Origin of the sequence: Streptomyces sp. NPDC088157, assembly GCF_044741545.1 — a bacterium.
Lineage (GTDB): Bacteria > Actinomycetota > Actinomycetes > Streptomycetales > Streptomycetaceae > Streptomyces.
In genome coordinates, this window is sequence record NZ_JBIUSU010000001.1 from 143,576 (window position 1) to 167,959 (window position 24,384).

Below are 24,384 nucleotides of genomic sequence, written 5' to 3' on the forward strand. Positions count from 1 at the left end.
TGTCAGTGAGTCCGCGTCTCGGAGGTGCCTGTCATGGCCTGGGTTCTGCTTGTCGTCGCGGGTCTGCTCGAGGTCGGCTGGTCGGTCGGGATGAAGTACACGGACGGGTTCACCCGGCTCGTCCCGAGTCTGTTCACCGGCGCCGGCATCGTCGCCAGCATGCTCCTGCTGTCGTACGCCGCCCGTTCTCTGCCCATCGGTACCGCCTACGGCGTGTGGGTGGGGATCGGGGCGGCCGGGGCGGCGGTGGTCGGCATGGTGGTGCTGGGGGAGCCGGCGACCGCCGCCCGGATCTTCTTCGTGTGTCTGCTGCTGGTCGCCGTGGTGGGACTCAAGGCGACCAGCGGTCACTGAGGTGCGTCGGCACGGGGGTGCCGGGTCGGTCAGTCCCAGCCGGTGGCTGTGAGCTGGGGGCCGACCGTCGTGCCCTCGGTGTTGCCGGGGTCTCCGCTCGCGCCGTCGGTGGTGCCGGTCGACGTGTTGCCGTCGGTGGTGCCGGAACTGGTGCCTGAGGTCGTTCCGCTGTTCGTCGTGCCGCCGTCGGTGGTGCCGGTCGACGTGTTGCCGGTGGTCGTGCCGCCGCCGGTGGTGGTGCCGGAGGTGGGGTCTCCGGTCGTGCCGCCGGTGGTCGTCGTGCCGCCGCCCGTCTGCCCCTGGGTCTTGCCCTGCGTCTGGCCCTTGGTGTCGTCGCCGGGCGTGCTGCCGTCGGTCTCGTCGTCGCTGGGCTTTTCCTCCGCGGGCGGGGACGAGGGGTAGGCGGACTCCTCGCCGCCGTCCTGGATCTGGAGGTTGAAGTCCGACTCGGGGGTGTCCTTCAGGGCGTTCTTGGTGAACTGGGCCCAGATCTCGGTGGGTGCGCCGCCGCCGTTGATGCGGGGCAGGCCCATCGCGCCCTTGAGGGATTTGTGGGCGGCGGTCTTCGGGTCCTGGCCCATGACCGCGACCACGGTGGCCAGGTCGGGGGTGTAGCCGGCGAACCAGGCGGCGGTGTCCTCCTCGGCGGTGCCGGTCTTGCCGGCGGCGGGGCGGTCGGCGGCCTGGGCGGCGGTCGCGGTGCCGTTCTGGACGACGCTGCGCAGGATGGAGGTGGTGGTGTCGGCGGCTTCGCGGCTCACGACTTGGGAGGCCTTCTGTCCGGGCAGCTCCATCACGTCGGAGCCGTCCTTGGTGACCTTGGCGATCAGGGTGTACACGCCGTGCTTGCCGTGGTTGGCGAGGGTGGCGTAGGCCTGCGCCATGTCCAGGACGCTGGCGTTGGCCGTGCCGAGGGCGATGGAGGGGTAGGGCTGGAGGTCGGGGGTGTCGGTGGGCAGGCCGAGGTCGATCGCGGTCTGTTTGACCTTCGCGGGGCCGACGTCGACGGCCATCTGCGCGTACACCGAGTTGACCGACTTGTCGGTGGCGGTGCGCACGTTGATGTTGCCGTAGTTGACGTAGTCCTCGTTCTCGGGGGCGTAGGTGCCGCCGCTCCAGCCCTGGATGGGGCGTTTGTTGGTGCCGTCGTAGATCGTGTTGGGGGTGATCCGGCGGCCGTCCTGGGTCTCGGAGTCGTTCTCGACGGCCGAGGTGAAGACGAAGGGCTTGAAGGTGGAGCCGACCTGGAAGTCCTGGCGGGTGGCGTTGTTGGTGTACTGCTTGATGTAGTCGATGCCGCCGTACAGGGCGAGGATCTTGCCGGTCTTGGGGTCGACGGCGGCGCCGCCCGCGCGGACGTAGGTGTCGACCTTGCGGTTCTTCTTGTCGAGCTTCTTCATCAGCTTGTCGTTGACGGCGTCGACGAAGGCGTTCTGCTTGTTCTTCTCGATGGTGGTGGTGATGCGGTAGCCGCCGGCGTCGAGTTCGTCCTGGGTGACGATCTTGTTGTCGCGCAGGTAGTCCTTGATCGCGTTGACGAGGTAGCCGCGCTGGCCGGACATGCCGGTGTCGGCGCCGGAGGTCTCCTTGGGGGTGGGGAACTTCAGCCCGGCGCGCCCCGCTTCGCTGAGCCAGCCCTTGGTGACCATGCCGTCGAGGACGTAGTTCCAGCGGGCCTCGGCGGCCTTGCGGTTCTCGGGGTGGGCGATGACGTCGTACTCGCTGGGCGCGTTGACGAGGGCGGCGAGGTAGGCGCCCTGGGCGGGGGTGAGTTTGGCGGCGTCGATGCCGTAGTAGGCCTTGGCGGCGGCCTGCATGCCGTAGGCGTTGCGGCCGAAGTAGCTGGTGTTGAGGTAGCCCTCGAGGATGTCGTCCTTGGAGGTCTCGCGGTCCAGCTTGATGGAGATGAAGAACTCCTTCACCTTGCGGGTGACGGTCTGTTCCTGCGCGAGGTAGTAGTTCTTCACGTACTGCTGGGTGATCGTGGAGCCGGACTGCTTGCCCTTGCCGGTGGCGGTGTTCCAGCCGGCCCGGAGCATCGCCTTGGGATCGATGGCGGACTCGGTGTAGAAGTCGCGGTCCTCGGCGGCGAGGACGGCGTGCTGGGCGTCCTTGGAGATCTGTGCGAGGTCGACGTTCTCGCGGTTGACGGTGCCGTCGCGGGCGATCTCGGTGCCGTCGGCGTAGAGGTAGACGTTGGACTGCTTGGTGGCGAGCGCGTTGGCCGGTGGGATCTTGACCATCGAGTAGCCGAGGGAGAACAGGCCACCGAGGATCAGGACGCCGAGGACGAACGTGCCGAGTACCATCCGCCAGGTGGGCAGGAGTCGGCGCAGGCCGGTGCGCTTGGGCCGCTTCACCTTCTTGCCCTCCTTGCCTTCGCTGCCACTTCCTCCGTCACCCGCTTCGGGTGGTCCGGGTGCCGTGCCCTGGGTCGGCTGCTGCGGCTGCGGCTGCGGCTCGTCACTCATGTGTTGCAGGACTCCTGTTTCGCGTCGTACGTTCCCGTACGCCTTTAACGCCTCTTACGTCTTTTACGCCTCGTACGCGTTCTGCGCTCCCTGCTGAAGACTCTCGCACCGAGCGTTCCGTTCCCGGCAATCGGCGCGCGTTCCGTCACACGTGGTGCAGCCGTGCAGCCGTGGTCTCGTGCCGTCGTGCCCGGAAAACGCGTGGCACGCGGTCGCGGTGGCGCACTAGGCTCCTGCGCTTCGGTGTCGAAGAGGGCACCAGGGGTGACTATCGGGCGAGGAGGACGGTTGCCTTGGGATCGGCGCGGTTGTACGCGACCGTCGCGGCGGGGGGTTTCAGAAGGTACGCGACGTATCGGGTGGCCACGGCCGCCGGGGTGTTCACCAACACCGTTTTCGGCCTGATCCTCGTCTACGCGTATCTGGCGTTGTGGGACGAGCGGCCGCACCTCGGGGGCTATGACCAGGCGCAGGCGGTCACGTATGTGTGGCTGGGGCAGGCGCTGTTCGCGACGCTGGCGATCCAGGGCGGCGGGTTCGAGATCGAGCTCATGGAACGGATCCGTACGGGTGAGATCGCCATCGATCTGTACCGGCCCGCCGATCTCCAGATGTGGTGGCTGGCGAGCGACATGGGGCGGGCGTTGTTCCAGTTGCTGGGGCGGGGGGTGATTCCCTTCGTCTTCGGGGCGTTGTTCTTTCCCACGGCGCTGCCGGACGATCCGGTGACCTGGCTGGCCCTGCTGGTCGCGATCCTGCTGGCGATGGTGGTGAGTTACGGGATCCGGTTCCTGGTGGCGCTGAGCGGGTTCTGGTTGATGGACGGCACGGGTGCGGTGCAGGTGCTGATGGTCACCGGGATGTTCTTCTCGGGGATGGCGCTGCCGCTCAACGCCTTCCCGCAGCCGCTGGGTGACCTCGTGACGTTGTTGCCGTGGTCGGCGTTGTTGCAGATGCCCGCCGACGTGCTGATGGGGCGGGTCGATCCGTGGTCCGCGTTCGCCTTCCAGGCGGGGTGGGCGGTGGTGCTGCTGGCGGTCGGCCGGTGGGTGCAGGGGGCGGCGACGCGGCGGGTGGTGGTGCAGGGTGGGTGAGGGCGGCCGGCTGGTGGAGGGGGTGCGGGCCTATCGGCTGATCGCCGGGATGTGGATCCGTTCGACGCTGGCCTACCGGGTGTCGTTCGTGCTGACGGTGGTCGGTGGTCTGCTGGTGACGGGGCTGGACTTTGTCGCGATCTTGCTGATGTTCTCGCAGGTCGACGTGCTCGGCGGTTACACGCTGCCGGAGGTCGCCTTTCTGTACGGGTTGTCGGCGGTGTCGTTCGGGTTCGCGGATCTGGCGATCGGGCCGGCGGGCCGGCTGGGCACGCGGGTGCGCGACGGCACGCTGGACACGTTGCTGGTGCGGCCCGCGCCGGTGCTGGCGCAGGTCGCCGCGGACCGGTTCGCGCTGCGCCGGGTGGCGCGGATCGCGCAGGGTTCGCTGGTGCTGGGCTACGCGTGTGTCGCGATGGATGTCGGCTGGACGCCGGTGAAGCTGCTGCTGGTGCCGTGGATGCTGGTCTGCGGCGGGCTGATCTTCTCGGCGGTGTTCGTGGCGGGGGCGGCGTTCCAGTTCGTGGCGCAGGACGCGTCGGAGGTGCAGGCGGCGTTCACGTACGGCGGTCAGACGTTGTTGCAGTATCCGCCGACCGTGTTCGGACGGGAGTTGGTGCGCGGGGTGACGTTCGTGCTGCCGCTGGCGTTCGTCAACTGGGTTCCGGCTTCCTATGTGTTGGGGCGGCCGTATCCGTTGGGGCTGCCGGAGTGGGCGGCCTTCACTCCGCCGCTGGTGGCGGTGGCGTGCTGTGCGGCGGCGGGGCTGGCGTGGCGGGCGGGGCTGCGGACCTATCGGAGTACGGGGAGTTGAGGGCGACCGTGTCGGAGAGTGCGGAGCGTGCTGAGAGCGTGTTCATCGAGGTGGACCGGGTGGAGAAGGTCTTCGACGTGCGGAGGAAGACCGGTTTCCTGAAGCGTGAGCTGCGGCGGGTGCGGGCGGTGGACGCGATCTCGTTCACCGTGGCGCGCGGGGAGATGGTCGGCTACATCGGGCCGAACGGCGCGGGGAAGTCGACGACGATCAAGATGCTGACGGGGATCCTGACGCCGAGCGGGGGCCGGCTGCGGGTGGCGGGGATCGATCCGTCGCGTGAGCGGATGCGGCTGGCGCATCGGATAGGGGTGGTGTTCGGGCAGCGTACGACGTTGTGGTGGGACCTCCCGCTGATCGACTCCTACCGGCTGATGCACCGCATGTACCGCATCCCTGACGGCCGTTACCGGGAGAACCTCGACCGTCTGGTCGAACTCCTCGACCTGTCGGCGCTGTTGGACGTGCCCGTGCGTCAGTTGTCGCTCGGTCAGCGGATGCGCGGGGACATCGCGGCGGCCCTGCTGCACGACCCGGAGGTGCTCTATCTGGACGAGCCGACGATCGGTCTGGACGTGGTCTCCAAGGCGCGGGTGCGGGAGTTCCTGCGCGAGCTGAACACCGAGCGGGGCACGACGGTGCTGCTCACCACGCACGATCTCCAGGACATCGAGCAGCTGTGCTCCCGGGTGATGGTGATCGACCACGGCCGTCTGGTCTACGACGGTGCGCTGGCCGGGCTGCACGAGGTGGGGGAGAGCGAGCGCACGCTGGTGGTGGATCTGGAGCGGGAGCTGCCGCCGGTCGAGGTGGGGGAGGCGGCGCGGGTGGTGAAGGTGGAGGGGCCCAGGCAGTGGCTGGCGTTCCCGGCGTCGGAGTCGGCGGCTCCGCTGGTCGCCCGGATCGCGGCGGAGTACCCGCTGGTCGACCTGTCGGTGCGGGAGCCCGACATCGAAGCCGTGATCGCGAAGATGCTGTACTCGATGGGGGGCGGCGCCGGATCCTCGCCGGAACGCGAGCCCGCCAGGGAGACCGTAGTGCCGGGGCCCGGGAACTCGTAGGCTGCTGATATGACCGACGACGCAGCCCCGGGCCTGCCGGATCTCCGTGCCTCCGACGCCGATCGTGAGCGGGTCGCCGAGGTCCTGCGGGACGCCCTCGCGGAGGGCCGTCTCGACATGGCGGAGTTCGAGGAACGGCTGGAGGAGACGTACAAGGCGCGCACGTACGGGGAGTTGACGCCGATCACCCGGGATCTGCCGGTCGCCGGAGTGACGCCCCCGTCGGTCGTGTCGCTGAACAAGGAGCCGTCGGCGGACGGGAGTTGGGCCGGGCGGATCGTGGGCGGCGAGGGTTCGTCGACCTGGGCGGTGGCCGTGCTGTCCGGCTTCCAGCGCCGGGGCCGCTGGACGGTCCCCCGGCGTTTCACCTGCTTCGCCTTCTGGGGCGGTGGGGAGATCGACCTGCGTGAGGCGAACTTCGCCGCCGGTGAGGTCGAGATCAACTGTGTCGCGATCATGGGTGGGGTGCAGATCATCGTCCCGCCGGGGGTGGAGGTCGACGTCCGCGGGATCGGCGTGATGGGCGGCTTCGACCAGCGGGAGACCGGTGAGCGGGGCGACCCGGACGCACCGCGGGTGATCGTCGGCGGGTTCGCCTTCTGGGGTGGCGTCGGGGTCGAGCGCAAGAAGACGCGGGCCGCCCGTCGGCAGGAGAAGCTGGACCGCAAGGCGGCGAGGCGCGAGCTGCGCTCGGCCTCGCGGGACGACGCCCAGGGCGCCCACCTGCGGATGCTCGAGGGCCACAAGGACGTCCTGCGGGGGCATCGGCACGGCCACGGATCCGGGTCCGGCTCCCGGGAGGAACGCCGGGAACACCGCTACGAGGACTGACGGTCGCCGCGACGCCCGACGGCTGCCGTCAGGCCGGACGGGGACGGCTGCTTCGAGGACCGACGGTGGCCGCGAGGCGGACGGCCGTGGCGAGGGCGGACGGCCCCTGTGCGGCCGGCCCGAGGCTGCCGCGGCGGCCGACTGTCACTTCAGCCGGGCGGCAGCCGACTGTCGCTTCAGCCGGGCGGGGGCCGACGGCCATTACAGCCGGGCGGGCGCCGACCCTTGCAGTTTTGTCAGGCCGACGGTCTCGGCCATCTTCCGGTAGCCGCGGTCGCTGGGGTGCAGATGGTCGCCCGAGTCGTACTCCGGGCGCAGGCTGCGCGGGTCGTAGGGGTCGCGCAGCGCCTTGTCGAAGTCGACGACCTCGTCGAACACCCCGTCCGCCCGGATCGCCCGGTTGATCCGCTGTCGTACGTCCTCGCGGGCGCCGGTGTAGCCGCGGTGGCCGCGGAACGGCGTGAGGGTGCTGCCGACGACCTTGACGCCGCGGGCGTGGGCGCGCTCGACGAGGGTGCGCAGGCCGTCCACGACCGCCTGCGGGTCGGCGAGCCGCGGGTTGCGCAGGATGTCGTTGACGCCGAGGTCGATGACGACGACCTTGGCGTTCGTACGGCCGAGGACGTCCCGTTCGAAGCGGTTGAGGCCGGCCGCGCCACGGCGGGGGTCGTCGACGAGGACCTGGTTGCCGCTGATGCCCTCGTTGACGACACCGTAGCGGGGGGCGTCCCCGTCGTCGGCGACGCTCGCCCGCAGCCGGTCGGCGAGGACGTCGGGCCAGCGGCGGTTCGTGCCGGAGGTGGAGGTGACGCCGTCGGTGATGGAGTCGCCGAAGGCGACGACGGTGCCGTCGGCCTCGTTGCTGAGCACGTCCAGCGCGGTCAGGTAGCGCCAGTACTCGCCCGCCCCGGTGAACGCGGCGCCGGTCACGTCCTCGGTGGACTCGCCCTCGGCGACGTAGTTGGTCTGCCGGGCGTGCGGGTGGTAGGTGACCGGACCGGCGGAGGTGGGGGAGTAGATGCTGACCAGGACGTCGGAGTCGTGCGGGACGGCGACGGTCACGGCGTCGCTGACCGTCTGCCCGCCGGCCGGGACGACGACCACGGTGGCCCCGCCGAAGGTGAGCCGGCGCAGCGTGTCGGGGACCGCGGCCGCGCTCCCGCCGTCGGCCGCGACGGCGAGGGTGGCATGTGTCACGGTGAGGGGGCCGGTGCCGTAGAGGTTGGACAGTGTGACGCGGGCACTCGTCCCGCCGACGCTGGTGTGCACGACGTTGCGGACCGTGCGGCCCGCCGTGCCGTCGGCCGCGGTGCCGGGTTCGCCGCTGACCGGGGCGGCCGCCCAGGTGCCGACCCAGACGCCCGTCGAGATGGGCGCCGCGTCGCCGGGGCCGGGGGCCGCGGCGAGGGCGGCTCGGCCCGGGTCGCGCCCGGGGCCGTGGTCGGAGGCGACGGAGACGTACAGGGCGGTGGACAGGCCCACCACCAGGGCGATGATCGCCGACAGGAGGGCAGCACCGTGTCGCCTGGTCATGCGGGTGGTTCTCCTCGGTGAGGGGAGCGGTGCGGCTCCGGGTCATGCGGGCATGCGTTCACGTGGGCATGCGTTCATGCGGTGATGGGTTTGTGCAGGAGTTCACCGTTGAGCTCCCCCACCTGACAGACGCCGGGAACTCCTGTTCCGTTCCAGGAGTCGGTCAAGTAGGGACAATATCTGCGTGCGGGACCCGGCTGGCACGGGCGTCGATCGGAACGGATGGGGCGGATGGATCGTACGGAAGCGGAGCAGCCGACCGGCACCAGGGCGGCGGCGCGCGCGATGACCGTCTTCAGCGCCGCCGACGAGGAGAAACGGCGCGGGGTGCGCCAGATGAAGCTCACCGCGGCCGGGCTGCTGCTGTTCGTGGCCGTGGTGTACGTCCTCGCCGAGTGGGCCTCCCATCGGGGCGCGGGCCCCTGGGCGGGCTATGTGGCGGCCGCGGCGGAGGCGGGCATGGTCGGTGCGCTCGCCGACTGGTTCGCGGTCACGGCGCTGTTCCGTCACCCGCTCGGCCTGCCCATCCCGCACACGGCGATCATCCCGAACAAGAAGGATCAGCTGGGCGTCTCCCTGGGTGAGTTCGTCGGGGAGAACTTTCTCTCCGAGGACGTCGTACGGCAGCGGCTGCGCACGGTCGGCATCGGCACCCGGCTGGGCGCCTGGCTGGCCGAACCGGAGCACGCCGACCGGGTGACGGCGGAACTGGCGACGGCGCTGCGGGGCGCGCTGACGGTCCTGCGCGACTCGGACGTGCAGGCGGTGGTGGGGGAGGCGATCACGCGGCGCGCGGACGCGCAGGAGATCGCGCCGGGCATCGGCAAGATGCTGGAGAAGATCGTCGCGGACGGCGGTCACCGGCGGGCCGTGGACCTGGTGGTGGCCCGGGCGCACGACTGGCTGGTGCTGCACGGCGACTCGGTGATGGGCGCGGTGGAGGGTGGCGCCCCCGGCTGGACCCCCCGGTTCGTCGACAAGCGGATCGGCGAGCGGGTCCACAAGGAGCTGGTGCGGTTCTGCGCGGAGATGCGGGACATGCCGTCCCACCCGGCGCGGGGCGCTCTGGACCGCTTCCTCGGCGACTTCGCCTCCGACCTCCAGTCCGACACGGACACCCGGGCGCGGGTGGAGCGGCTCAAGGGTGAGGTGCTGGGCCGGGGCGAGGTCCAGGATCTGATCGCGTCCGCCTGGACCGCCGTCCGCTCCATGATGGTCGCGGCGGCGGAGGACGAGCGCAGCGAACTGCGGCTGCGCGTGCGGGCCTCGCTGCTGTCCCTGGGGGCCCGGATGGCCACCGAGCGCAAGGTCCAGGAGAAGGTGGACAGCTGGGTGGAGGGAGCGGCGGTGCACGTGGTGACGACGTACCGGCGCGAGATCACCTCCCTGATCACCGACACGGTCGCGGGCTGGGACGCGGAACACACGACCCGCAAGATCGAGGCCAACATCGGCCGGGACCTCCAGTTCATCCGGATCAACGGCACGGTGGTGGGCTCGCTGGCCGGGCTGCTGATCTACACCGTGGCGCGGGCGCTGGGGGCTTGAAGGCGCTGGTCGCGGGAACCCGACCGACGTTCCGCTCGATGAGGAGCGTGCCGAGGAGGGAGCCCATGACCAGCGCCGAAGCTGCCGTGCCGGCCGAGACGGACCGCACGATCACCACTGACATACCCGCCCGCCTCGACCGGCTGCCCTGGTCGCGCTGGCACTGGACCATCGTCTTCGGACTCGGCACCGTGTGGATCCTGGACGGCCTCGAGGTCACGGTCGTCGGGAACATCGCGAGCCGGCTGTCGGAGCCGGGCAGCGGCCTGCCGATCACCTCCGGGCAGGTCACCGGCATCGCGGCCGCGCTGTACGTGGCCGGCGCCTGCGTCGGCGCCCTCTTCTGGGGCCGGCTGACCGACAAGTGGGGCCGCAAGAAGCTGTTCATGATCACCCTCGCGGTGTATCTGGCGGCCACCGCCCTGACGGCGGTCTCCTTCGACACCTGGTGGTTCCTGCTGTTCCGGTTCCTCACCGGCTTCGGCATCGGCGGTGAGTACGCGGCCATCAACTCCGCGATCGACGAACTGATCCCCGCGCAGTACCGGGGCCGGGTCGACCTGATCATCAACGGCAGCTTCTGGCTGGGCGCGGTCGGCGGCTCGCTGCTGTCGATCGTCGCGCTGAACACGGACATCTTCGCGGCCGACGTGGGCTGGCGGCTGACGTTCGCGCTGGGCGCGGTCCTGGCCCTGGTGATCCTGCTCGTGCGGCGGCACGTCCCGGAGAGCCCACGCTGGCTGCTGATCCACGGCCGGGACCGGGAGGCGGAGGAGATCGTCTCCTTGATCGAGGAGCGGGTCGAGGAGGAGAAGGGGGAGCGGCTGCCGCGCGCGGAGGGCGAGCTCACGATCCACCAGCGCCGCAGCGTCTCCTTCGTCGAGATCGCCCGCACGGTGTTCTCCGACTACCGGCGCCGCTCGATCCTCGGCTTCTCGCTCTTCATCGGGCAGGCGTTCCTCTACAACGCGATCACCTTCGGCTTCGGCGCCATCCTCACCAAGTTCTTCGACGTGCCGAGCGGCAACACCGGCTACTACTTCGCCGTCATCGCGATCGGCAACTTCTGCGGTCCGCTGCTGCTGGGCAAGCTGTTCGACACGGTGGGCCGACGGGTGATGATCTCCTCGACGTACCTGCTCTCCGGTGTGCTGCTGTTCGGCACGGCCTGGCTGTTCGACCAGGGCTCGCTGAACGCGACGACGATGACCGCCTGCTGGTGCGCGGTGCTGTTCTTCGCGTCGGCGGGCGCGTCGAGCGCCTATCTGACGGTCTCGGAGGTCTTCCCGATGGAGACCCGAGCGATGTCGATCGCCTTCTTCTACGCCCTCGGCACCGCCGCCGGCGGCATCAGCGGCCCCCTGCTGTTCGCCGACCTCACCGACACGGGGAAGGTCGGCGACACGGTCCTCGCCTTCTGCATCGGCGCGGCCCTGATGTGCGCGGCGGGCCTGGTCGCGGCGTTCCTGGCGGTCAAGGCCGAGCGACGTTCCCTGGAGGACATCGCCAAGCCCCTGACGGCGGCGGCGACCAAGGCGCGCGCGGCGACGACGGGAGACCGTTCGAGCAAGGCGACCGCCTGAGGCCCCTTACGCGGGGCGAGTGCCGAGGCTGCTCCAGCGGGGCGACCGCCTGAGGCCGTTCCCGCGGGCGACTGCCTGAGGCCGTTCCCGTGGAGCGAGTGCCGAGGCCGTTCCCGTGGGGCGAGTGCCTGAGGCCGCCGTCTTCGGTGTCCTCTACTTCGGCCGTGCCCCGCTCTCCTGGGCCCGTCCCCGTCGGCGCAGCAACAGCAGACCGCCGGCCAGGGCGGTGAGGCCGGTGGTCGCGGTCCAGGCCATGAGGTCGGTGGAACCGGTGGACGCGAGGCCGCCGCTCTTCGGAGCGGCGGCCCCCGCGCTGTCGGGGCCCGGCGAGGCGGTGGGCGCGGCCGACCCGCCCGCCGCGGCGGCGCCGGACGACGACGAGGGCGTCGACGCGGAGGAGGGCGTCGACGCGGACGAGGACGTGGGCGGGCCGGCCGAGGAGGCGCCCGCCGCCGCCCCGCCCGCGGTCGTGGCCACTCTGTCCCGGGTGAACGCCAGTGTGCCGAAACCGAGTTGGTCGTAGCCGCCGCTGTTGGGGCCGTAGTCCCCGCCGCCTCCCTCGGGTGCCGCCTTGGCGGCGATGCGGGTGAGGTAGGGGGCGGACAGCCCTCGGCGCTTGGTGTAGTGGTTGGCGATCATGGCCCAGATCGGGCGGGTCGTCGCCGGATCGACGCCGGCCGCGGCGGACGCGGTCTCGCTGCCCGACCAGCCGTCGACCGCGCCCTTCGCCCGGGTGTTGGCCGTGTAGGCGACATCCCCGCCGAGGCTCCACTTGGCCACGTACTGGGCGCCCTTGAGGAAGCGGCTGTCGTCGTACCCGTAGAGGTCGACGCCCTGGTTCCAGGCCATCTCGCAGAAGGTGCCCATGAGGCCGACGCCCAGCAGCGCGTGCCCCTGGTCCCGGCCGGCCTCCAGCCACTCGCCGAGGCCGTCGTCGTGCACGACCGGGACGGCGTTCCTGACGGCGCCGAGCCCGGAGCCGTGCTTGAAGTACTCGACGGCCTGCTCCACCCTGGCGCTGTCGTCGCAGAAGATGCCGGTGGCGAGGACGCAGGCCATGGCGGTGAGATCCCAGTTGGGCCAGTAGTTGGTGACCACGGCGCCGTTGTGCCCGACGAGGAAGTCCTCGCTCAGCGGGGAGAAGACGGTGGTCAGCATCTTCTGGAAGCGGTCGAGCTCGAAGCCGGCGTGGTCGCGGACGAGTTCGGCGGCGTTGGCGGCCTGGTAGCCGTAGAGCCCGGCCGCCAGGAACCGGTCGGCGGAGCCCGCGAGCGAGGTGAGCTTCGCGGACCAGGCGTTGAGGATCGCGACGGCGGTGTCGGCGTACGCGCTGTCACCGCTGACGTGGAACCGCAGGCCGTTCTGATAGGCGGCGTGGAGGTCGTTGTAGAGGATCGTGTAGTTCTGCGGCGAGCCCGAGCCCCGGTACACGGTCGCCTGCGGATTGGCCGTCCAGCCGCTCTGCGCGTGCCGGTTGGCGGTGAGCCTGGCGTATCCGGCCGTGTAGGGCGCGGCGCCGGCCTTCACCTTGGCGGCCATACGGGCCAGGTCGGCGCCGGTGTGCAGGAGCCCCGGGTGCGCGTATCCGGTCGCGGCGGCGGGGGCCACGGGGACGACCGCGGCCGCACCGACGGCTCCGGCCGCCACGCCCGCGGCCTTCAGCAGGCCGCGGCGGCTGATCTGTCGCCGGCCGATCCGTCGGGGTCGAGTCACGTGCGGTTGCAGATGCATGGCGAGGAGACGGACGAGAGGCGGGCCCGATAACGAAAACCTGACGGACCGGCCGCTCGGGCGACCGGGCGACTGGCCGACCGGCCCACCGGGCGACCGGCCGACTAGCGGACCGGCCCACCGGCGGACTTGCGGACTTGCGGACTTGCGGACTGGCCGATCGGGCGGTGGTCAGGCCCCCGTCGTCGACCCCGGCCGGACGATCATCAGGACCGTCACGGTCGCCCACAGCAGATTGAATATCCCGGTGAACATGGCGAGTTGAACCGTCGTCTCCCGCGTGCCCGTGCCCGTGCCCGCGCCCATGCCCGCGCCCTCGACGAGCACCTCCTGCCGGGGCAGCACGAGAACCAGGAGCACACCCGCGGCCAGCACGGTCAGCACGATCGACGCGATCAGCCACGGGTCGCCCATCACCCCCATCGCGCCCGCCGTGGCGAACCCGAAGACCGGGACGGCGAGGCCGAAGGCCGCGTACACCTGGCAGATGCGGTGCAGCAGCCGCACGGTCTCGCTCGCGCGGGCGTCGTCGGGCGCGGCCAGGGCCCGGCGGGCGGCGGGCGGGAACATGCTGGCGGCGACGGTGACGGGCCCGATCGCGACGATCGCGGCGAGTACGTGCACGGCGAGGAGGAACTTGGTCACGCCCCGACGCTAGGCGGCGCGAGCGAAGCGCAGAAGCGGCGGAAATGCCAGAGGCCGACGGATTTCCGCCAGCGGGTGCCGGCCGGGTCGGCGACCGTCGGCAGCCACGGGACCTGGCCACCAGGTCTGGGTGCCTGGGCGGGGCTGCCCGGCCTGGCCGCCTGGGCCGGGCTGCCTGGGCTGGCCGCCAGGGCGGGGCTACCGACCTGGCCGCTGGTTCCGGGCTGCCGGCTCTGGCCATGAGGGCCGGTGCCGGGCTACCAGATCTGGCCACGAGGGTCGGACTACCCGGACTACCCGGGCTGGTCGCCAGGGCAGAGCAGGCAGAGCAGGCAGAGCAGGCAGAGCAGGCAGATGGGGGCCGAGGTGGCCGTGAACCGTCGTATGCCTAGGATCTCGCCATGCACACGGTCGCCGTACTGGCCCTGGACGGGGTCGTCCCGTTCGATCTGTCCGCCCCGATCGACACCTTCGGCTGGGCACGGCTGCCCGACGGCCGCCCGGCCTACCGGGTGCGGGTCTGCTCGCCGTCCGCCTCGGGGGAGGTGAGCGCGGGGGCGTTCACGGTCCGGGCGCCGTACGGTCTCGAGGCGCTGGCCGAGGCGGACACGATCATCCTGCCCGGGGTCGCGGCCCCGCAGGACGAGCTGCCGATCGGCGTCGCCGAGGCCCTGCGGGACGCGGCGGCGAACGGCACCCGGATCGCCTCGGTCTGCGTCGGCGCGTTCCTGTTCGCCGCGACCGGCCTGCTGGACGGGCTGCGCGCGACGACGCACTGGATCGCGGCACGTGACCTGGCGGAGCGCTACCCGAAGGTCACGGTCGACCCGAACGTCCTCTATGTCGACAACGGCCGGTTCCTCACCTCGGCGGGCGCCGCCGCGGCCCTCGACATGTGCCTGCACATGATCCGCGGCGACTACGGCTCGGCGGTCGCCGCGCAGGCGGCCCGGATGTCGGTCATGCCCCTCGAACGCGAGGGCGGCCAGGCCCAGTTCATCGTCCACGACCCGCCGCCGACACCCGCCGGCGCTACCCTCGAACCCGTGCTGGCCTGGATGGAGGACAACTGCGGCCGCGAGGTGACGCTGGATCAGATCGCCGGGCGGGCCGGCATGAGCACCCGCACCCTCAACCGCCGCTTCCGCGAGCAGACCGGGACGACGCCGCTGCGCTGGCTGCACCGGGCGCGGGTGCGGCGCGCGCAGTACCTGCTGGAGTCGACGGCGTACCCCGTGGAACGCATTGCCGCCCAGGCGGGTTTCGGCTCCCCTACGGCGTTCCGCGAGTGCTTCCGCAAGGTGGTGGGCACCAGCCCGCAGGGGTACCGGCGGGCGTTCCGGTCGGGGGCGGGCCGGCTCCAGTCCGATTCCTGAGACCGGCCTCCGCTCAGGCGTGCCGGTCCGCGACCGCCCAGGACGCGAGTGCGACCGCGCCCGCCACGCCGAACACCGCCGGCCAGGCGCCCACCTTCTTCGCCAGCGGATGAGACCCGGCGAAGGCGGCGACGTATGCGGCGGTCAGCGCCCCCGCCGCCTTCCTGCCCGCCTGCTGCTGCCACTGCTTCGCCGCCGCGGCCCCCGCGACGGCGAGGACGGCCCCGCCCAGCGGCCGCTGCCTCGTCCACCGGGCCACGCCGTACCCGCCGACCAGCCCGCCCGCGGCGATCACCGCACTGGGAACCTTCGCCATGTCTGCCTGCTTTCTCGTCGGTCGGCATCGATCGCCACGAGGCTAACCCGCGGCCCCACCGACACCACGAACCCGAACCCGAGCCCGAACCCGAACCCGAACCCGATTCTCGCGGACGCACCGATGCCCGGGGCCACCACGCCCAGCGGGGCGAAGGCGCGGACGGTCCACGACGCCCCGCTCACCGGGGCGAAGGCGGGGAGGTCCACGGCGCCCCGCCCCGGGAATCGGTGACAGCGCCAGGCGGCACGCGGCAGGCGTCACGCGGTACGCGGTACGCGGTACGCGGTACGGCCTAACTCCGCCCGGCCCGGCGGCGCTCGCCCGGCTCCTGTCCGCGCTTGTCCACGACGGCGCGTTCCAGCACCGCACTCGTGTCGTAGACCGTCCCCGCCCTGGCCCGCTCGGTGTCCCGGCTGAAGACGGTGCGTACGCCGAGGTAGTCGAGGGTGCCGGGGTCGAAGATCCACTCGGTGCGGGTCCCGTGCCGGGTGTCCTCCCGGGCGATGGCGATGCCGTGCCGGCCGGCGGCGTCCACCGCGTCGGCCACCTCGGTCACCCCGGGGATCCGGGCGGTGGCCTTGTAGAACGCGGCGGCCGTGGCGGACGGCATGATCTGTTCCCCGACGAGATCGCCGATCCGGCCGAAGACCTCCTGATCCCTGTCCTCCCCCTTCTCGACATGGGTGTCGGCGTAGAGCAGTTTCAGCAGGGCGTCGGGATCGGTGGGCAGCGAGGCGAGCCAGGCGTAGGTGGGCCGGTCGAAGCCCGCCGGCACCGCCGCGTCCTTCGGATCCGTACCGTCCGGCACGCCGACCTCGATCGGCCAGTCCTGCCCGTACTCGCGGATCAGCCCGACATCCGTCACGGGCCCCTGCCGCTGCGAGAACCACACCTGCCGCTCGTGCATCGCGCCGAGCTTGACGGGCCCGTCGAAGACACCCTCGTTCCCGGCGCCCTTGCTGCGCACGTACACGAACTGACCGTCGCCCACGGGCTCGACGTCCGTCCGAAGGGCGACGGCGGCGATACGGTCGAGGGTCACGACGGCGCTACGGCTCCCGCCCGCCGCGCTGCTCGCACCGGGCCGGGCCGCCGCCGCACCACCACCGTCCTGCCCCGCGCCGATCCCGACGGTGAGCCCGGCGGCCAGCGCGGCGGCGATGGCACCGGCGAGGAGCGCGGGCCGGGAGAACCGTCGGCCCCGAGGCCGGGACGGCTCCCCGTCGACAACGCGACCGCGCGTGCTGTCCCTTGTGTCGTCTCTGTCGATGAGCTGCATCAGAACGTCCTTGTGATGGGAGCGACGCCCGGGAGGCAGCACCTGCTCGCCGGGACCGGCGGGCAACAGCCGTGCCAGTTCCCGGAGTTCGTCGAGTCGCTCCTGCTCGGGTCCGACCGGAGTGGAGTTCATCGGGCTTCCTCCTGAATGGGCAGGACCGCGAACGCGGTCTCACTCTCTACCTCTCCGCGACGGGAACGGGGTTCCGTAAGCCGTTCGGCACGTCCGTCCACGCGCCGTTCCGCACGTCCGTCCACGCGCCGTTCCGCACGTCCCTCCGCACGTCCCTCCGCACGTCCCTCCGTACGTCGTTCCGCGCGCCCGGACTGCCGTGCCTCCCGCTCGACGATCTCCCGCAACCGGGCCCGAGCCCGGGACAGCCGGGACCGGACGGTCCCCACCGGCACCCCGAGAGCCTCGGCGGCCTGCGCGTAGTCGAGCCCGCCCCACACGCACAGGGCGATGACCTCCCGCTCGTGGCGCCGCAACTGCCCGATCACCCGCCGCACTTCGGCGAGCCGACGGGCGTCGTCGATGCGCCCCACGACCTCTTCGGCGAAGTCACCGACCGTTTCACCGGCCTCCGCTCCGGCTCCGGTGCCGGTCCCGGTTCTGGCTCCGGCCTCGGCCCGCCGAGCGAGAAAGGCGAGCCGCCGTCTGAGACTCCGGTCGGCGTTGCGCGCCTTGTTGGTGGCGATCCCGAACAACCAGGGCCGCAACGACCCACCGTCGACGGCCACGTCGCCCCGCCCCCGCCAAGCGGCGAGAAACGTCTCCGACATGACCTCCTCGGCGACGGACCAGTCCCCGGTCAGCCGGAGGGCATGGTTGTACACGGCCGTCGCGTACAACTCGTAGAGCTCGGCGAACGCCGCCCGCTCCCCACCCCGCACCCGCCCGCGCAACCGATCGCCGTCGTCGTCGCCTTCGGCCTCTGCGCTCTCTTCGTTGGACCTCACACATCTACCTCTCCGGGCGGGGGAGGCGGTTCCAGTGGCGTCGATCACATCCTCCGGGCCGGACGGCGAAGGGCCTGGCCTGCCGGGCCGACCGCGCCTGTCGGGTCCTACCGGGGAAGCGGCCCCGCCGCGTCGCGAAACTCCCCGGTCGGGCCGTCGGGTCCCACCCGTGCCATCCGGACGATGATCTCAGCACTCTCCTCGACACTTTGGACGCAGGTGTTCCCGTTGAGGTCGGTCCGGGTGAAACCGGGCTCGACCGCGGACGCGGAACGCGGGCGGCGGCGTCTCCGTGGGGCCGCCGGGCCCCCGCGCCGCTGGCGGAGGGGAAGAGCGCGGAGGTGGCGGCGCTGTTCGCCGGGGGTCGAACTTCTTGGCCTGTACATGGGTCCGACAAGCGTTGCATGGTCTGCGTCGGTGACTCTGCTGTCATCGACCGTGACGTGCAGGGCGAACACGGTGTCGATGTCCCGGCCCGTCTTCTTGCGCTGTGAGGCAGCTCCGACGATGCCGCCCCGGACACCAGCCCCGCAAGGCCGACGGACGCTCGTCGAGTCAGCCCTCGGCGTCGCGCTTCACGGCACGTATGAAGGAGAACCAAGCCCCGCTCCGTACGGTGATCTCGGGCCCACCCGCACTCTTCGAGTCACGCACCAGCGCACCGTCACCCGTCAGCGCGCACTCGACGCACTCTCCTCCCGCCCCGTTGCTGTACGACGACGTGAACCACGCCGGACGGCTCTTCGTGTCAGTCGATGTGATGCTCAAGTCGCGTATCCCTTCAAGACCGTTTCGATCAGCTGGGCCGAACGCTGAGGACTGAGGGCCGCGGCTCGCAGACCGTCGAACGCTCGGGTGTACTCACGAACATGATGCTCGCCCTCCAAGTAGACGGCATCGGTGATTCCGTCGCGGTAGACGATGTCGGGGTCTTCCGGCGCCGGGAAGCCCAGCATGGTGAATGAGCCGGTTGCCGGATAGGAGCCGGAGTCGAAGGGCAGGACCTGGAGCGTGACGGCGGGCAACCGGGCCATGTCCAGGACGTGTTCGACCTGTTCGCGCATCAGTGCACGGTCCCCGATGACATTGCGCAGCGCACCCTCGTTCACGATGAACCAGGCGTCGGGAGCGTCCGACCTCGTCAGCAGGGCTTGGCGATCCATCCGAACTCGTACGGCCCTGTCGATGTCCTCGGCGGACATGCTCGCACTGGTCTTGTGAAGCTCAGAGGTGTACGCGTGGGTCTGCATGAGGCCGGGCAACAACTCGCACTGGTACTGCCGGAAGGTCGAGGCCTCCTGCTCCAGGCCGATGTAGATGTTGAACCACTCCGGCACACCCGTCCCGTGGACCTGCCACCAACCCCGCACCTTGGCCTGCCGGGCGAGTGACTTGAGGAACTCGCGTAGTTCATCACTCGTGCCGTAGAACCGGCAGAGGGCGTCGATGTCCGACGGCTGGACCCTGCCGCTGCCCGTCTCCATGCGGTTGACCTTGGAACCGCTCCAGTCGAGACCCGCACCCACCTGGGCGCAGGTGAGAGTGGACTGTTCCCGGAGCTTCTTCAGCTCGATGGAGAGACGGCGACGGCGTGCCGTCGGTGATCCGGCCATTTCAACCCCGTTTTGGATAGCGGACGTTCAGTCTCACGCCAAGGGGAGCGCTTGCCAATCACTCGGAAGTGGGATTCTCGCCGTGCACATTGCATGAAGGGATTCGCTGCCTGCACTCTGATACCAAGCAACTCACCGTGACTACCCGTGACACCGTGTGTTTCACGGGTGTCGCCTGCGACGAGAGGGGCCTTCGTGGTTCAGGAGACGTGCATGACGCGCAAACCGTGGGACCTCGCCTTCACGGCCGAGCCGACGGAGGTGGCCGCCCTACGTCGGATCATGCGACTGCACCTGGGCATCTGGGGCCTGCAGGAAGTCGTCGACGAAGCGCAGCTCTGCGTGAGCGAGTTGGTGTCCAACGTCATCAAGCACGTCGGCCCAGGGACTCCGGCCACGCTCGCGGTGTCGATGAAGGGGGCGCGTCTGCGCATTGAGATCCACGACCCCGACACGCGCGCCCTGCCCACACTGCTCGACGCGAACGTGGACGCGGAGGGCGGGCGGGGCATGGCTCTCGTCGACGCGATCGCTGCCCGCTGGGGAGTGCAGCTCGATCTCGACCGGAAGGTTACATGGTGCGAGTTGGCGACAGGCCTCACGTCACCGCCCGGTCACGTGGCGGGCCCTGGTGTACAGCGGGCCGATGCGCTGTTGGAGTTTCGCGCGGATACGGAACCATCCTTCATGCCCGGCCGGGGGAGACTGGGAAGGGTCGTGGCCGAGGAGTCGGTAATCACGATCATCACGGACTGCCTCCACTGGCTTCGTGTTCATGGCTGCGACGTGGACGAGACCTTGGATCGCGCTCAAACCCGCTACGACGCTGAGCTGAACAGCTGAGGACTACGGCGTCGCGTTGCGTGGCGAGCAGAAGTGCATCATGTATGGCCGTCCGGTACCCGTTGCCCTGGAAGGGATGGCCCTGTGTCGGGGCGACGAGCCACTGTTCGCCGTGCAAGGTCGTGCGCCGGGTGGTCACGGATCAAAAAGAGGCGCTCGTGGAATGGCCGCCTGCTTCGCCGGCGACGGGATCTTCCCGTGAAGTCTAGTTCCGCGCCGAATTAATGGGATTGCAGCTGATGTACGAGAGCTTGACCAGCGCGCAGCGCTACCTGAATTAGTCGCGAAGGTAGGCGTAAATCGCCGCTGCGATGGCCTTCCCCAATGGAATCGGTACTGCATTCCCGATCTGGGCAGCGATTTCAGTCTTCGTTCCGCACCAGCGGAAGTCCATGGGGAACCCTTGGATGCGCGCTGCCTCGAAGTGTGTAATGGGGCGATTTTCTTCCGGGTGAAGGTAGCGGCCCTTCTCGGGCTTGAAGAACTCCGTGCGGATGGTTACCGATGGTTCGCCAAGGCGGAGTCTGCCCATGACGTCACCGGTTCCGGAGTTGTGCTTGTCCCAGCTGTCAGTCGAGAGGTACTCGACAGCGGTCCTCACGCCGGGAGGGTTCTTTGTGTTGAAGTACGCGAATTGGCCGGATTCATCCCGGGTGTACCACAGGCCGCTGAGGTGCTTACGGTTCCCGCCGGCAGGGATGGCGCCGTATCGGGCAAGGGAAAGCGTCTCTGGGTTCCGGCCGAAGTGAAGATGCTCCGTGCTGAAGATTCCGGGAAGCTCGGTGTTCAGCTCGGGTACGAAACCCTTTATGCCGGGAAGGTCTCCCAGCGCACGTTTGGAGGACTCTCGGAAGATGTCGTCGACGGTCTCCCAGTATGAAATCCCCGCATCGACACCGTCGATCGGCCGATTTACCGGAGTGGGTCCGTTTTTCGGTCGCCGGAAGTGCGACTTGACCGGGTATGCGATCGTGCTGCTGTTTTCGGCATCGCGCCGGACCCCGAGGACGATGGCTCTCCGGCGAGCCTGCGCGGCACCGTAGTCCGCAGCGTTGAGGAGGTAGCGCTTGTTCTTCTCCTCCTCGGAGTCGGTGGGTTCATGGCCGGGAGGGGTGACGAGTCGGTAATCGGCGAGTTTACCCCCCTGCTTCATCTCGTTGAGCAGGTTCTGAAATTCGTCCGATTTCAGGAAACGGTCTACATTTTCGATGACGAAGACCTTTGGACGGATTTTAGCCACAATGCGAACATACTCTTCCCACAAACGGTTGCGGTCAGTGCCCTTTTTTACGCGGTTCAGGGCCGAGAAGCCCTGGCAAGGAGGACCCCCGACGACGACGTCCGCGTGAAGCGCCTCCGGAGTCGGCTCCCAGGCCTCGATGTCTCCGACATGTACACGAGCTGCCGGCACCCGCCTGTCCTTGCGAAGCTCCCCGAAGTTCACTGCGTACGTGGCCGCTGCGGCACGGTTGTGCTCGACGGCCGCGATGCTGTGGAAGACGGGCCCAGCACCTTGCTTCCCCGTGGCGCGGAACTCGTGGAACCCCTGGGTGAAGCCCCCGCAGCCGCTGAAGAGGTCGACGACGGTGATGGGTTCGGGGGTGGCGGAACGGGGCGTGAGCATAGGACGATCTTAGCTTCGGAGTGCGGTTGCTAGGGCCTGGCCGACGGCAGCCGCCAGTGGAGGCGGCATCGCGTGGCCCACTTGACGATACCTGGAGGTCTTGCCGCCGAAGAGCTTCCAATGATCAGGGAAGGCCTGGATCCTTGCCGCCTGTTCGACGGTCAGCTTGGGCAATTCGTCCACGGGGAAGTTGGCCCCCGGAGGCTCGTCCCCGAGGCTGTTGCCGTTGACTCCCAGTGAGGCCCACGCCTTCTTGCTGCCTGTCGGGCCAAGGTCGGCTCCGCCTCTGCGGTCGGAGCCGCCGACGAGGGCCGGCGCGATCCGGTCGGCGTTCTTGATCCAACGTTCTGCCCCGGGCCAACCCCCGGAAGACATGGAAGCGCCGAGGGCCTCTCCCACTGTGGGCGGCGGTACGTCGCTCGGCAGGGGCCACGAGAAATGCCTGAAATGCGGCTCTCGCAGAGCGACCAGAAAGCCGCTTTTTCGATTTTGGGGGACGCCGAAGTCTGAGGCGTTCAGGATTTTCCAGCTGGTTCGGTAGCCGGCCTGGTTCAGCTCGTGGTCGATCCAGGCTCGATCCGTGGCAAATTCCGGGCCGTCGACGAGGGCAGGGACGTTTTCGAAGAGAACGGCCTTCGGGCCGATGTCGCACGCCAGGCTGATCGCGGCGCGCAGCACCCGGCGTTCCTCCGTGTCTTCCGCCCGCCCCACTGTTGCCGAGGACTTCACGCGTGGCAGTCCGCCACTGACGAGATCGACGTCAGTGGAGTCGGGACGCATGTGCGGGCTGAATTGAACCAAGTCCATGCACACGACGTCCCAAGCCGGCCGGTTGAGGTCGATCGAGAAACAGGCATCCGCCTTGCTGTCGATGAGCAGTACGGGGTCAAATCCGGCGCGTTCGAGGCCGAGTGCCTGTCCTCCTGCACCCGCGCAGATCTCCATAAATCTGAATCGTCGGGATTCGGAGGAAATCGATGGTGCCCTTTGGGACAGTGGCGGCCCCTCATCAGGGCAGGCAGAGATGCGAACGGGCTCGACTGCGCTGGCGGAAGGCGCAGGATTCGAAACGACTCGGGTCGCATTCTCTGCGGGACCTGGGCGCTGGGCGTCCACCGACTCCTGAGCGACGGCACGCAACTCGCCGTCGAGAGCGTGCGCCTCGACGCCGTCGAACAGTACGAACGGCGCGAGTCGGAGCAATCGCTTGAGGAAGTCACGGAGGGTTTCGCGCTCGTTCAGACCGGCCAGGTCGAGATCTTTCCAGACCCGCAGAATCGCCCGCACCAAGTGAGGACTTCCCCCCAGTGCAGCGCGGCGGGCGTAGATCTGGTCGAACGCGGCTTCACCGAGGATCTGTAGAGCGTGGTACGGCTCCGACTCCTCGGGTGCTCGTACGAGCTGCGCCCGCCACCAGAGCCGACCGAACACGTGCCGGGTGAGGTCGGTGCCAAGGACTCGGTCCTTGGGCGGTTGCGGATAGCGCCAGAAGGCGACGTCAGGAAGAACTACGAGAGCCAGGAAGGCCCAGACGTCCCGAGATGCGGCTTCGGCGGGCACCATGCCCATCTCCGCGTGCAACAGCGCGGCCAGTCGAAGGTCGAACTCGGCATTGCGCGCACGGTCGGACTGCTCCGGAAAGCCGGCACGCTTCGCGAGGGTCAGCACGCCTTCCCGCAGTTCACGGAGCTGGCCGGAAGAGACTCGATCTCCGCCCGTGGCCACGTACACCGCAGAGTCGTGCGTGAGGGCTACGCGTCGGGACAGATCGGCAGACGTGAGGTTCCGGTAGTCATCGAAAAGGGGTCTTGCCTGTTCGGCGAGGAGTCGAGGGTAGAGAAAGCTCATCATGACACCTCGAAGATCTTGACTGCGGCCTGCAGATCCGACGAGAACAGGGCCGGCGACTGCCGGCGGCGGAGGCTGATGTCGGTGATCGACTGACCTGGGAACAACTGGTCGAACAAGCTCAGCAGGGTGGCGCCCAGTGAACCGTCAGGGAAGTCTGCGTCTTCGGCGAACCCTTCCTGTGCGAGCGCGTGCTCGACCATGACACGGGCGGCATCCGCGTACACCGCCGACAGGACGATTCGATCCACGGGGCGAGGCTTGCCCGCGTTCTGAAATGCCGTGGCGGTCACCGTGTTCTGCTCGTTGACGAGGAGAAGGAGGGCACCCATGGTGGCGCTCTCCAGACCCCCACTGATTTGCAGATGCCAGGCGGCGTCCTCCGGGAATGACGTTCGCCCGAAGTCGATCACGGCCATGGGGAACTGCGGAGCGTCGCCCTGCAGGCGAAGGACTTCGCGGTCGCTCCACAGCACGGATCCCGCCCGCCTTGGCGAGGAAGGCCGTGCGTCGTTGACGCGCTCGGCGAGCACGAGTGCGGTGTCCAGGAGCAGCAGGCCACCGAGGTCGGCACCACGCAACCGGACCTCGACTTCGACGGCCTTCGTACCAGCCTCGGACAGGCGCACATGCTTGGCTGGGCCGCTGAGGTTGGAACCTGTCGCAGTCCAGACCACCGAGAGCATGAGCGCGGCATGGGGCGGCAGCCCCGTTTGCTGCCGGACCCGGTCCAGGTCGACTCGCAGGGTTCTGCGTACGTGCACGTCCATTTGGTAGTCCCAGTCCGGCAAGGCCTCGGGAAGGGCCACTTCGCCGTCCTCGACCACCAGGCGCCAGGAGCCCGGTGCTACGACGTCC

Annotated in this window: 21 protein-coding genes and 1 pseudogene; 9 read left to right on the top strand and 13 right to left on the bottom strand. The window is 69.6% G+C overall.

Annotated features, from left to right (window positions below):
- Positions 1-33 precede the first annotated feature (33 nt).
- Positions 34-354 (top strand): multidrug efflux SMR transporter, encoded by a 321-nt coding sequence (locus ACIPFH_RS00600; RefSeq protein WP_015660107.1) that lies wholly within the window; start codon positions 34-36, stop codon positions 352-354.
- Between the two features lie 29 nt (positions 355-383).
- Here the strand turns inward: ACIPFH_RS00600 and ACIPFH_RS00605 are convergent, their stop codons facing one another.
- A complete protein-coding gene (locus tag ACIPFH_RS00605; RefSeq protein ID WP_401821674.1) occupies positions 384-2,825 on the bottom strand; it encodes a transglycosylase domain-containing protein in 2,442 nt (813 codons plus the stop codon).
- 293 nt (positions 2,826-3,118) lie between these two features.
- Here ACIPFH_RS00605 and ACIPFH_RS00610 point away from each other — a divergent pair, with 293 nt between their 5' ends.
- From ACIPFH_RS00610 to ACIPFH_RS00625, 4 genes are read left to right on the top strand one after another with little or no spacing between them, the layout of a single operon-like run.
- The gene (locus ACIPFH_RS00610) at positions 3,119-3,919 is read left to right on the top strand and encodes an ABC-2 family transporter protein (protein ID WP_356246692.1); all 801 of its coding nucleotides are present in this window, start codon (positions 3,119-3,121) and stop codon (positions 3,917-3,919) included.
- 49 nt (positions 3,920-3,968) lie between these two features.
- On the top strand, positions 3,969-4,733 hold the full coding sequence (locus ACIPFH_RS00615; RefSeq protein ID WP_401823670.1) for an ABC transporter permease: 765 nt from the start codon (positions 3,969-3,971) through the stop codon (positions 4,731-4,733).
- An 8-nt stretch (positions 4,734-4,741) separates the two neighbouring features.
- Positions 4,742-5,794 (top strand): ATP-binding cassette domain-containing protein, encoded by a 1,053-nt coding sequence (locus ACIPFH_RS00620; RefSeq protein ID WP_401821677.1) that lies wholly within the window; start codon positions 4,742-4,744, stop codon positions 5,792-5,794.
- Between the two features lie 9 nt (positions 5,795-5,803).
- Positions 5,804-6,625 (top strand): DUF1707 domain-containing protein, encoded by an 822-nt coding sequence (locus tag ACIPFH_RS00625; RefSeq protein ID WP_401821679.1) that lies wholly within the window; start codon positions 5,804-5,806, stop codon positions 6,623-6,625.
- A gap of 201 nt (positions 6,626-6,826) precedes the next feature.
- On the opposite strand, the gene ACIPFH_RS00630 is transcribed toward ACIPFH_RS00625, so the two are convergent.
- Complete coding sequence (locus tag ACIPFH_RS00630) at positions 6,827-8,158, bottom strand: SGNH/GDSL hydrolase family protein (RefSeq protein WP_401821681.1); 1,332 nt, start codon at positions 8,156-8,158, stop codon at positions 6,827-6,829.
- Positions 8,159-8,380: 222 nt separating this feature from the next.
- Here ACIPFH_RS00630 and ACIPFH_RS00635 point away from each other — a divergent pair, with 222 nt between their 5' ends.
- Positions 8,381-9,706, top strand: coding sequence for a DUF445 domain-containing protein (locus tag ACIPFH_RS00635; protein WP_401821684.1), 1,326 nt, complete (start codon positions 8,381-8,383; stop codon positions 9,704-9,706).
- A 65-nt stretch (positions 9,707-9,771) separates the two neighbouring features.
- The gene (locus ACIPFH_RS00640; RefSeq protein ID WP_401821686.1) at positions 9,772-11,289 is read left to right on the top strand and encodes an MFS transporter; all 1,518 of its coding nucleotides are present in this window, start codon (positions 9,772-9,774) and stop codon (positions 11,287-11,289) included.
- Positions 11,290-11,442: 153 nt separating this feature from the next.
- On the opposite strand, the gene ACIPFH_RS00645 is transcribed toward ACIPFH_RS00640, so the two are convergent.
- Together ACIPFH_RS00645 and ACIPFH_RS00650 are read right to left on the bottom strand one after the other, a co-directional pair.
- Entirely contained in the window at positions 11,443-13,020 is a 1,578-nt protein-coding gene (locus ACIPFH_RS00645) for an alginate lyase family protein (RefSeq protein WP_401821689.1), read from the bottom strand.
- A 171-nt stretch (positions 13,021-13,191) separates the two neighbouring features.
- The gene (locus ACIPFH_RS00650) at positions 13,192-13,665 is read right to left on the bottom strand and encodes a DUF2269 family protein (RefSeq protein ID WP_401821691.1); all 474 of its coding nucleotides are present in this window, start codon (positions 13,663-13,665) and stop codon (positions 13,192-13,194) included.
- Positions 13,666-14,066: 401 nt separating this feature from the next.
- On the opposite strand from ACIPFH_RS00650, the gene ACIPFH_RS00655 reads away from it, so the two are divergent.
- Positions 14,067-15,041, top strand: coding sequence for a GlxA family transcriptional regulator (locus ACIPFH_RS00655; protein WP_401821694.1), 975 nt, complete (start codon positions 14,067-14,069; stop codon positions 15,039-15,041).
- A 13-nt stretch (positions 15,042-15,054) separates the two neighbouring features.
- Here the strand turns inward: ACIPFH_RS00655 and ACIPFH_RS00660 are convergent, their stop codons facing one another.
- The 6 genes and pseudogenes from ACIPFH_RS00660 to ACIPFH_RS00685 all read right to left on the bottom strand — a co-directional run bounded on the left by ACIPFH_RS00660 (position 15,055) and on the right by ACIPFH_RS00685 (position 19,211).
- Positions 15,055-15,357 carry a hypothetical protein gene (locus ACIPFH_RS00660; protein WP_401821696.1) on the bottom strand — a complete coding sequence of 101 codons (303 nt, stop codon included), beginning with the start codon at positions 15,355-15,357 and terminating at the stop codon, positions 15,055-15,057.
- Positions 15,358-15,652: 295 nt separating this feature from the next.
- The gene (locus ACIPFH_RS00665) at positions 15,653-16,771 is read right to left on the bottom strand and encodes a CU044_5270 family protein (protein ID WP_401821698.1); all 1,119 of its coding nucleotides are present in this window, start codon (positions 16,769-16,771) and stop codon (positions 15,653-15,655) included.
- A complete protein-coding gene (locus tag ACIPFH_RS00670) occupies positions 16,768-17,544 on the bottom strand; it encodes an RNA polymerase sigma factor (protein ID WP_401823673.1) in 777 nt (258 codons plus the stop codon). Before ACIPFH_RS00670 ends, ACIPFH_RS00665 begins: the two co-directional genes overlap by 4 nt.
- A 161-nt stretch (positions 17,545-17,705) precedes the next feature.
- Positions 17,706-17,864 (bottom strand): annotated as a pseudogene (locus tag ACIPFH_RS00675) (short-chain dehydrogenase); the annotation flags it as partial.
- 289 nt (positions 17,865-18,153) lie between these two features.
- On the bottom strand, positions 18,154-18,366 hold the full coding sequence (locus ACIPFH_RS00680) for a DUF397 domain-containing protein (protein WP_401821700.1): 213 nt from the start codon (positions 18,364-18,366) through the stop codon (positions 18,154-18,156).
- A complete protein-coding gene (locus tag ACIPFH_RS00685; protein ID WP_401821702.1) occupies positions 18,363-19,211 on the bottom strand; it encodes a helix-turn-helix domain-containing protein in 849 nt (282 codons plus the stop codon). The genes ACIPFH_RS00680 and ACIPFH_RS00685 overlap by 4 nt, the downstream gene beginning before the upstream one ends.
- Positions 19,212-19,424: 213 nt before the next feature.
- Here ACIPFH_RS00685 and ACIPFH_RS00690 point away from each other — a divergent pair, with 213 nt between their 5' ends.
- Entirely contained in the window at positions 19,425-20,054 is a 630-nt protein-coding gene (locus ACIPFH_RS00690; protein WP_401821704.1) for an ATP-binding protein, read from the top strand.
- 277 nt (positions 20,055-20,331) lie between these two features.
- Here the strand turns inward: ACIPFH_RS00690 and ACIPFH_RS00695 are convergent, their stop codons facing one another.
- Genes ACIPFH_RS00695 through ACIPFH_RS00705 form a run of 3 tightly spaced genes read right to left on the bottom strand, consistent with a single transcriptional unit; the run spans position 20,332 to position 24,353 of the window.
- Positions 20,332-21,678, bottom strand: a complete 1,347-nt coding sequence (locus ACIPFH_RS00695; protein WP_401821706.1) for a DNA cytosine methyltransferase — start codon at positions 21,676-21,678, stop codon at positions 20,332-20,334.
- Positions 21,679-21,687: 9 nt separating this feature from the next.
- Positions 21,688-23,529 (bottom strand): DUF6339 family protein, encoded by a 1,842-nt coding sequence (locus tag ACIPFH_RS00700; protein WP_401821708.1) that lies wholly within the window; start codon positions 23,527-23,529, stop codon positions 21,688-21,690.
- Positions 23,526-24,353: a hypothetical protein gene (locus ACIPFH_RS00705; RefSeq protein ID WP_401821711.1), complete on the bottom strand. Its 828-nt coding sequence runs from the start codon at positions 24,351-24,353 to the stop codon at positions 23,526-23,528. The genes ACIPFH_RS00700 and ACIPFH_RS00705 overlap by 4 nt, the downstream gene beginning before the upstream one ends.
- Positions 24,354-24,384: the final 31 nt, after the last annotated feature.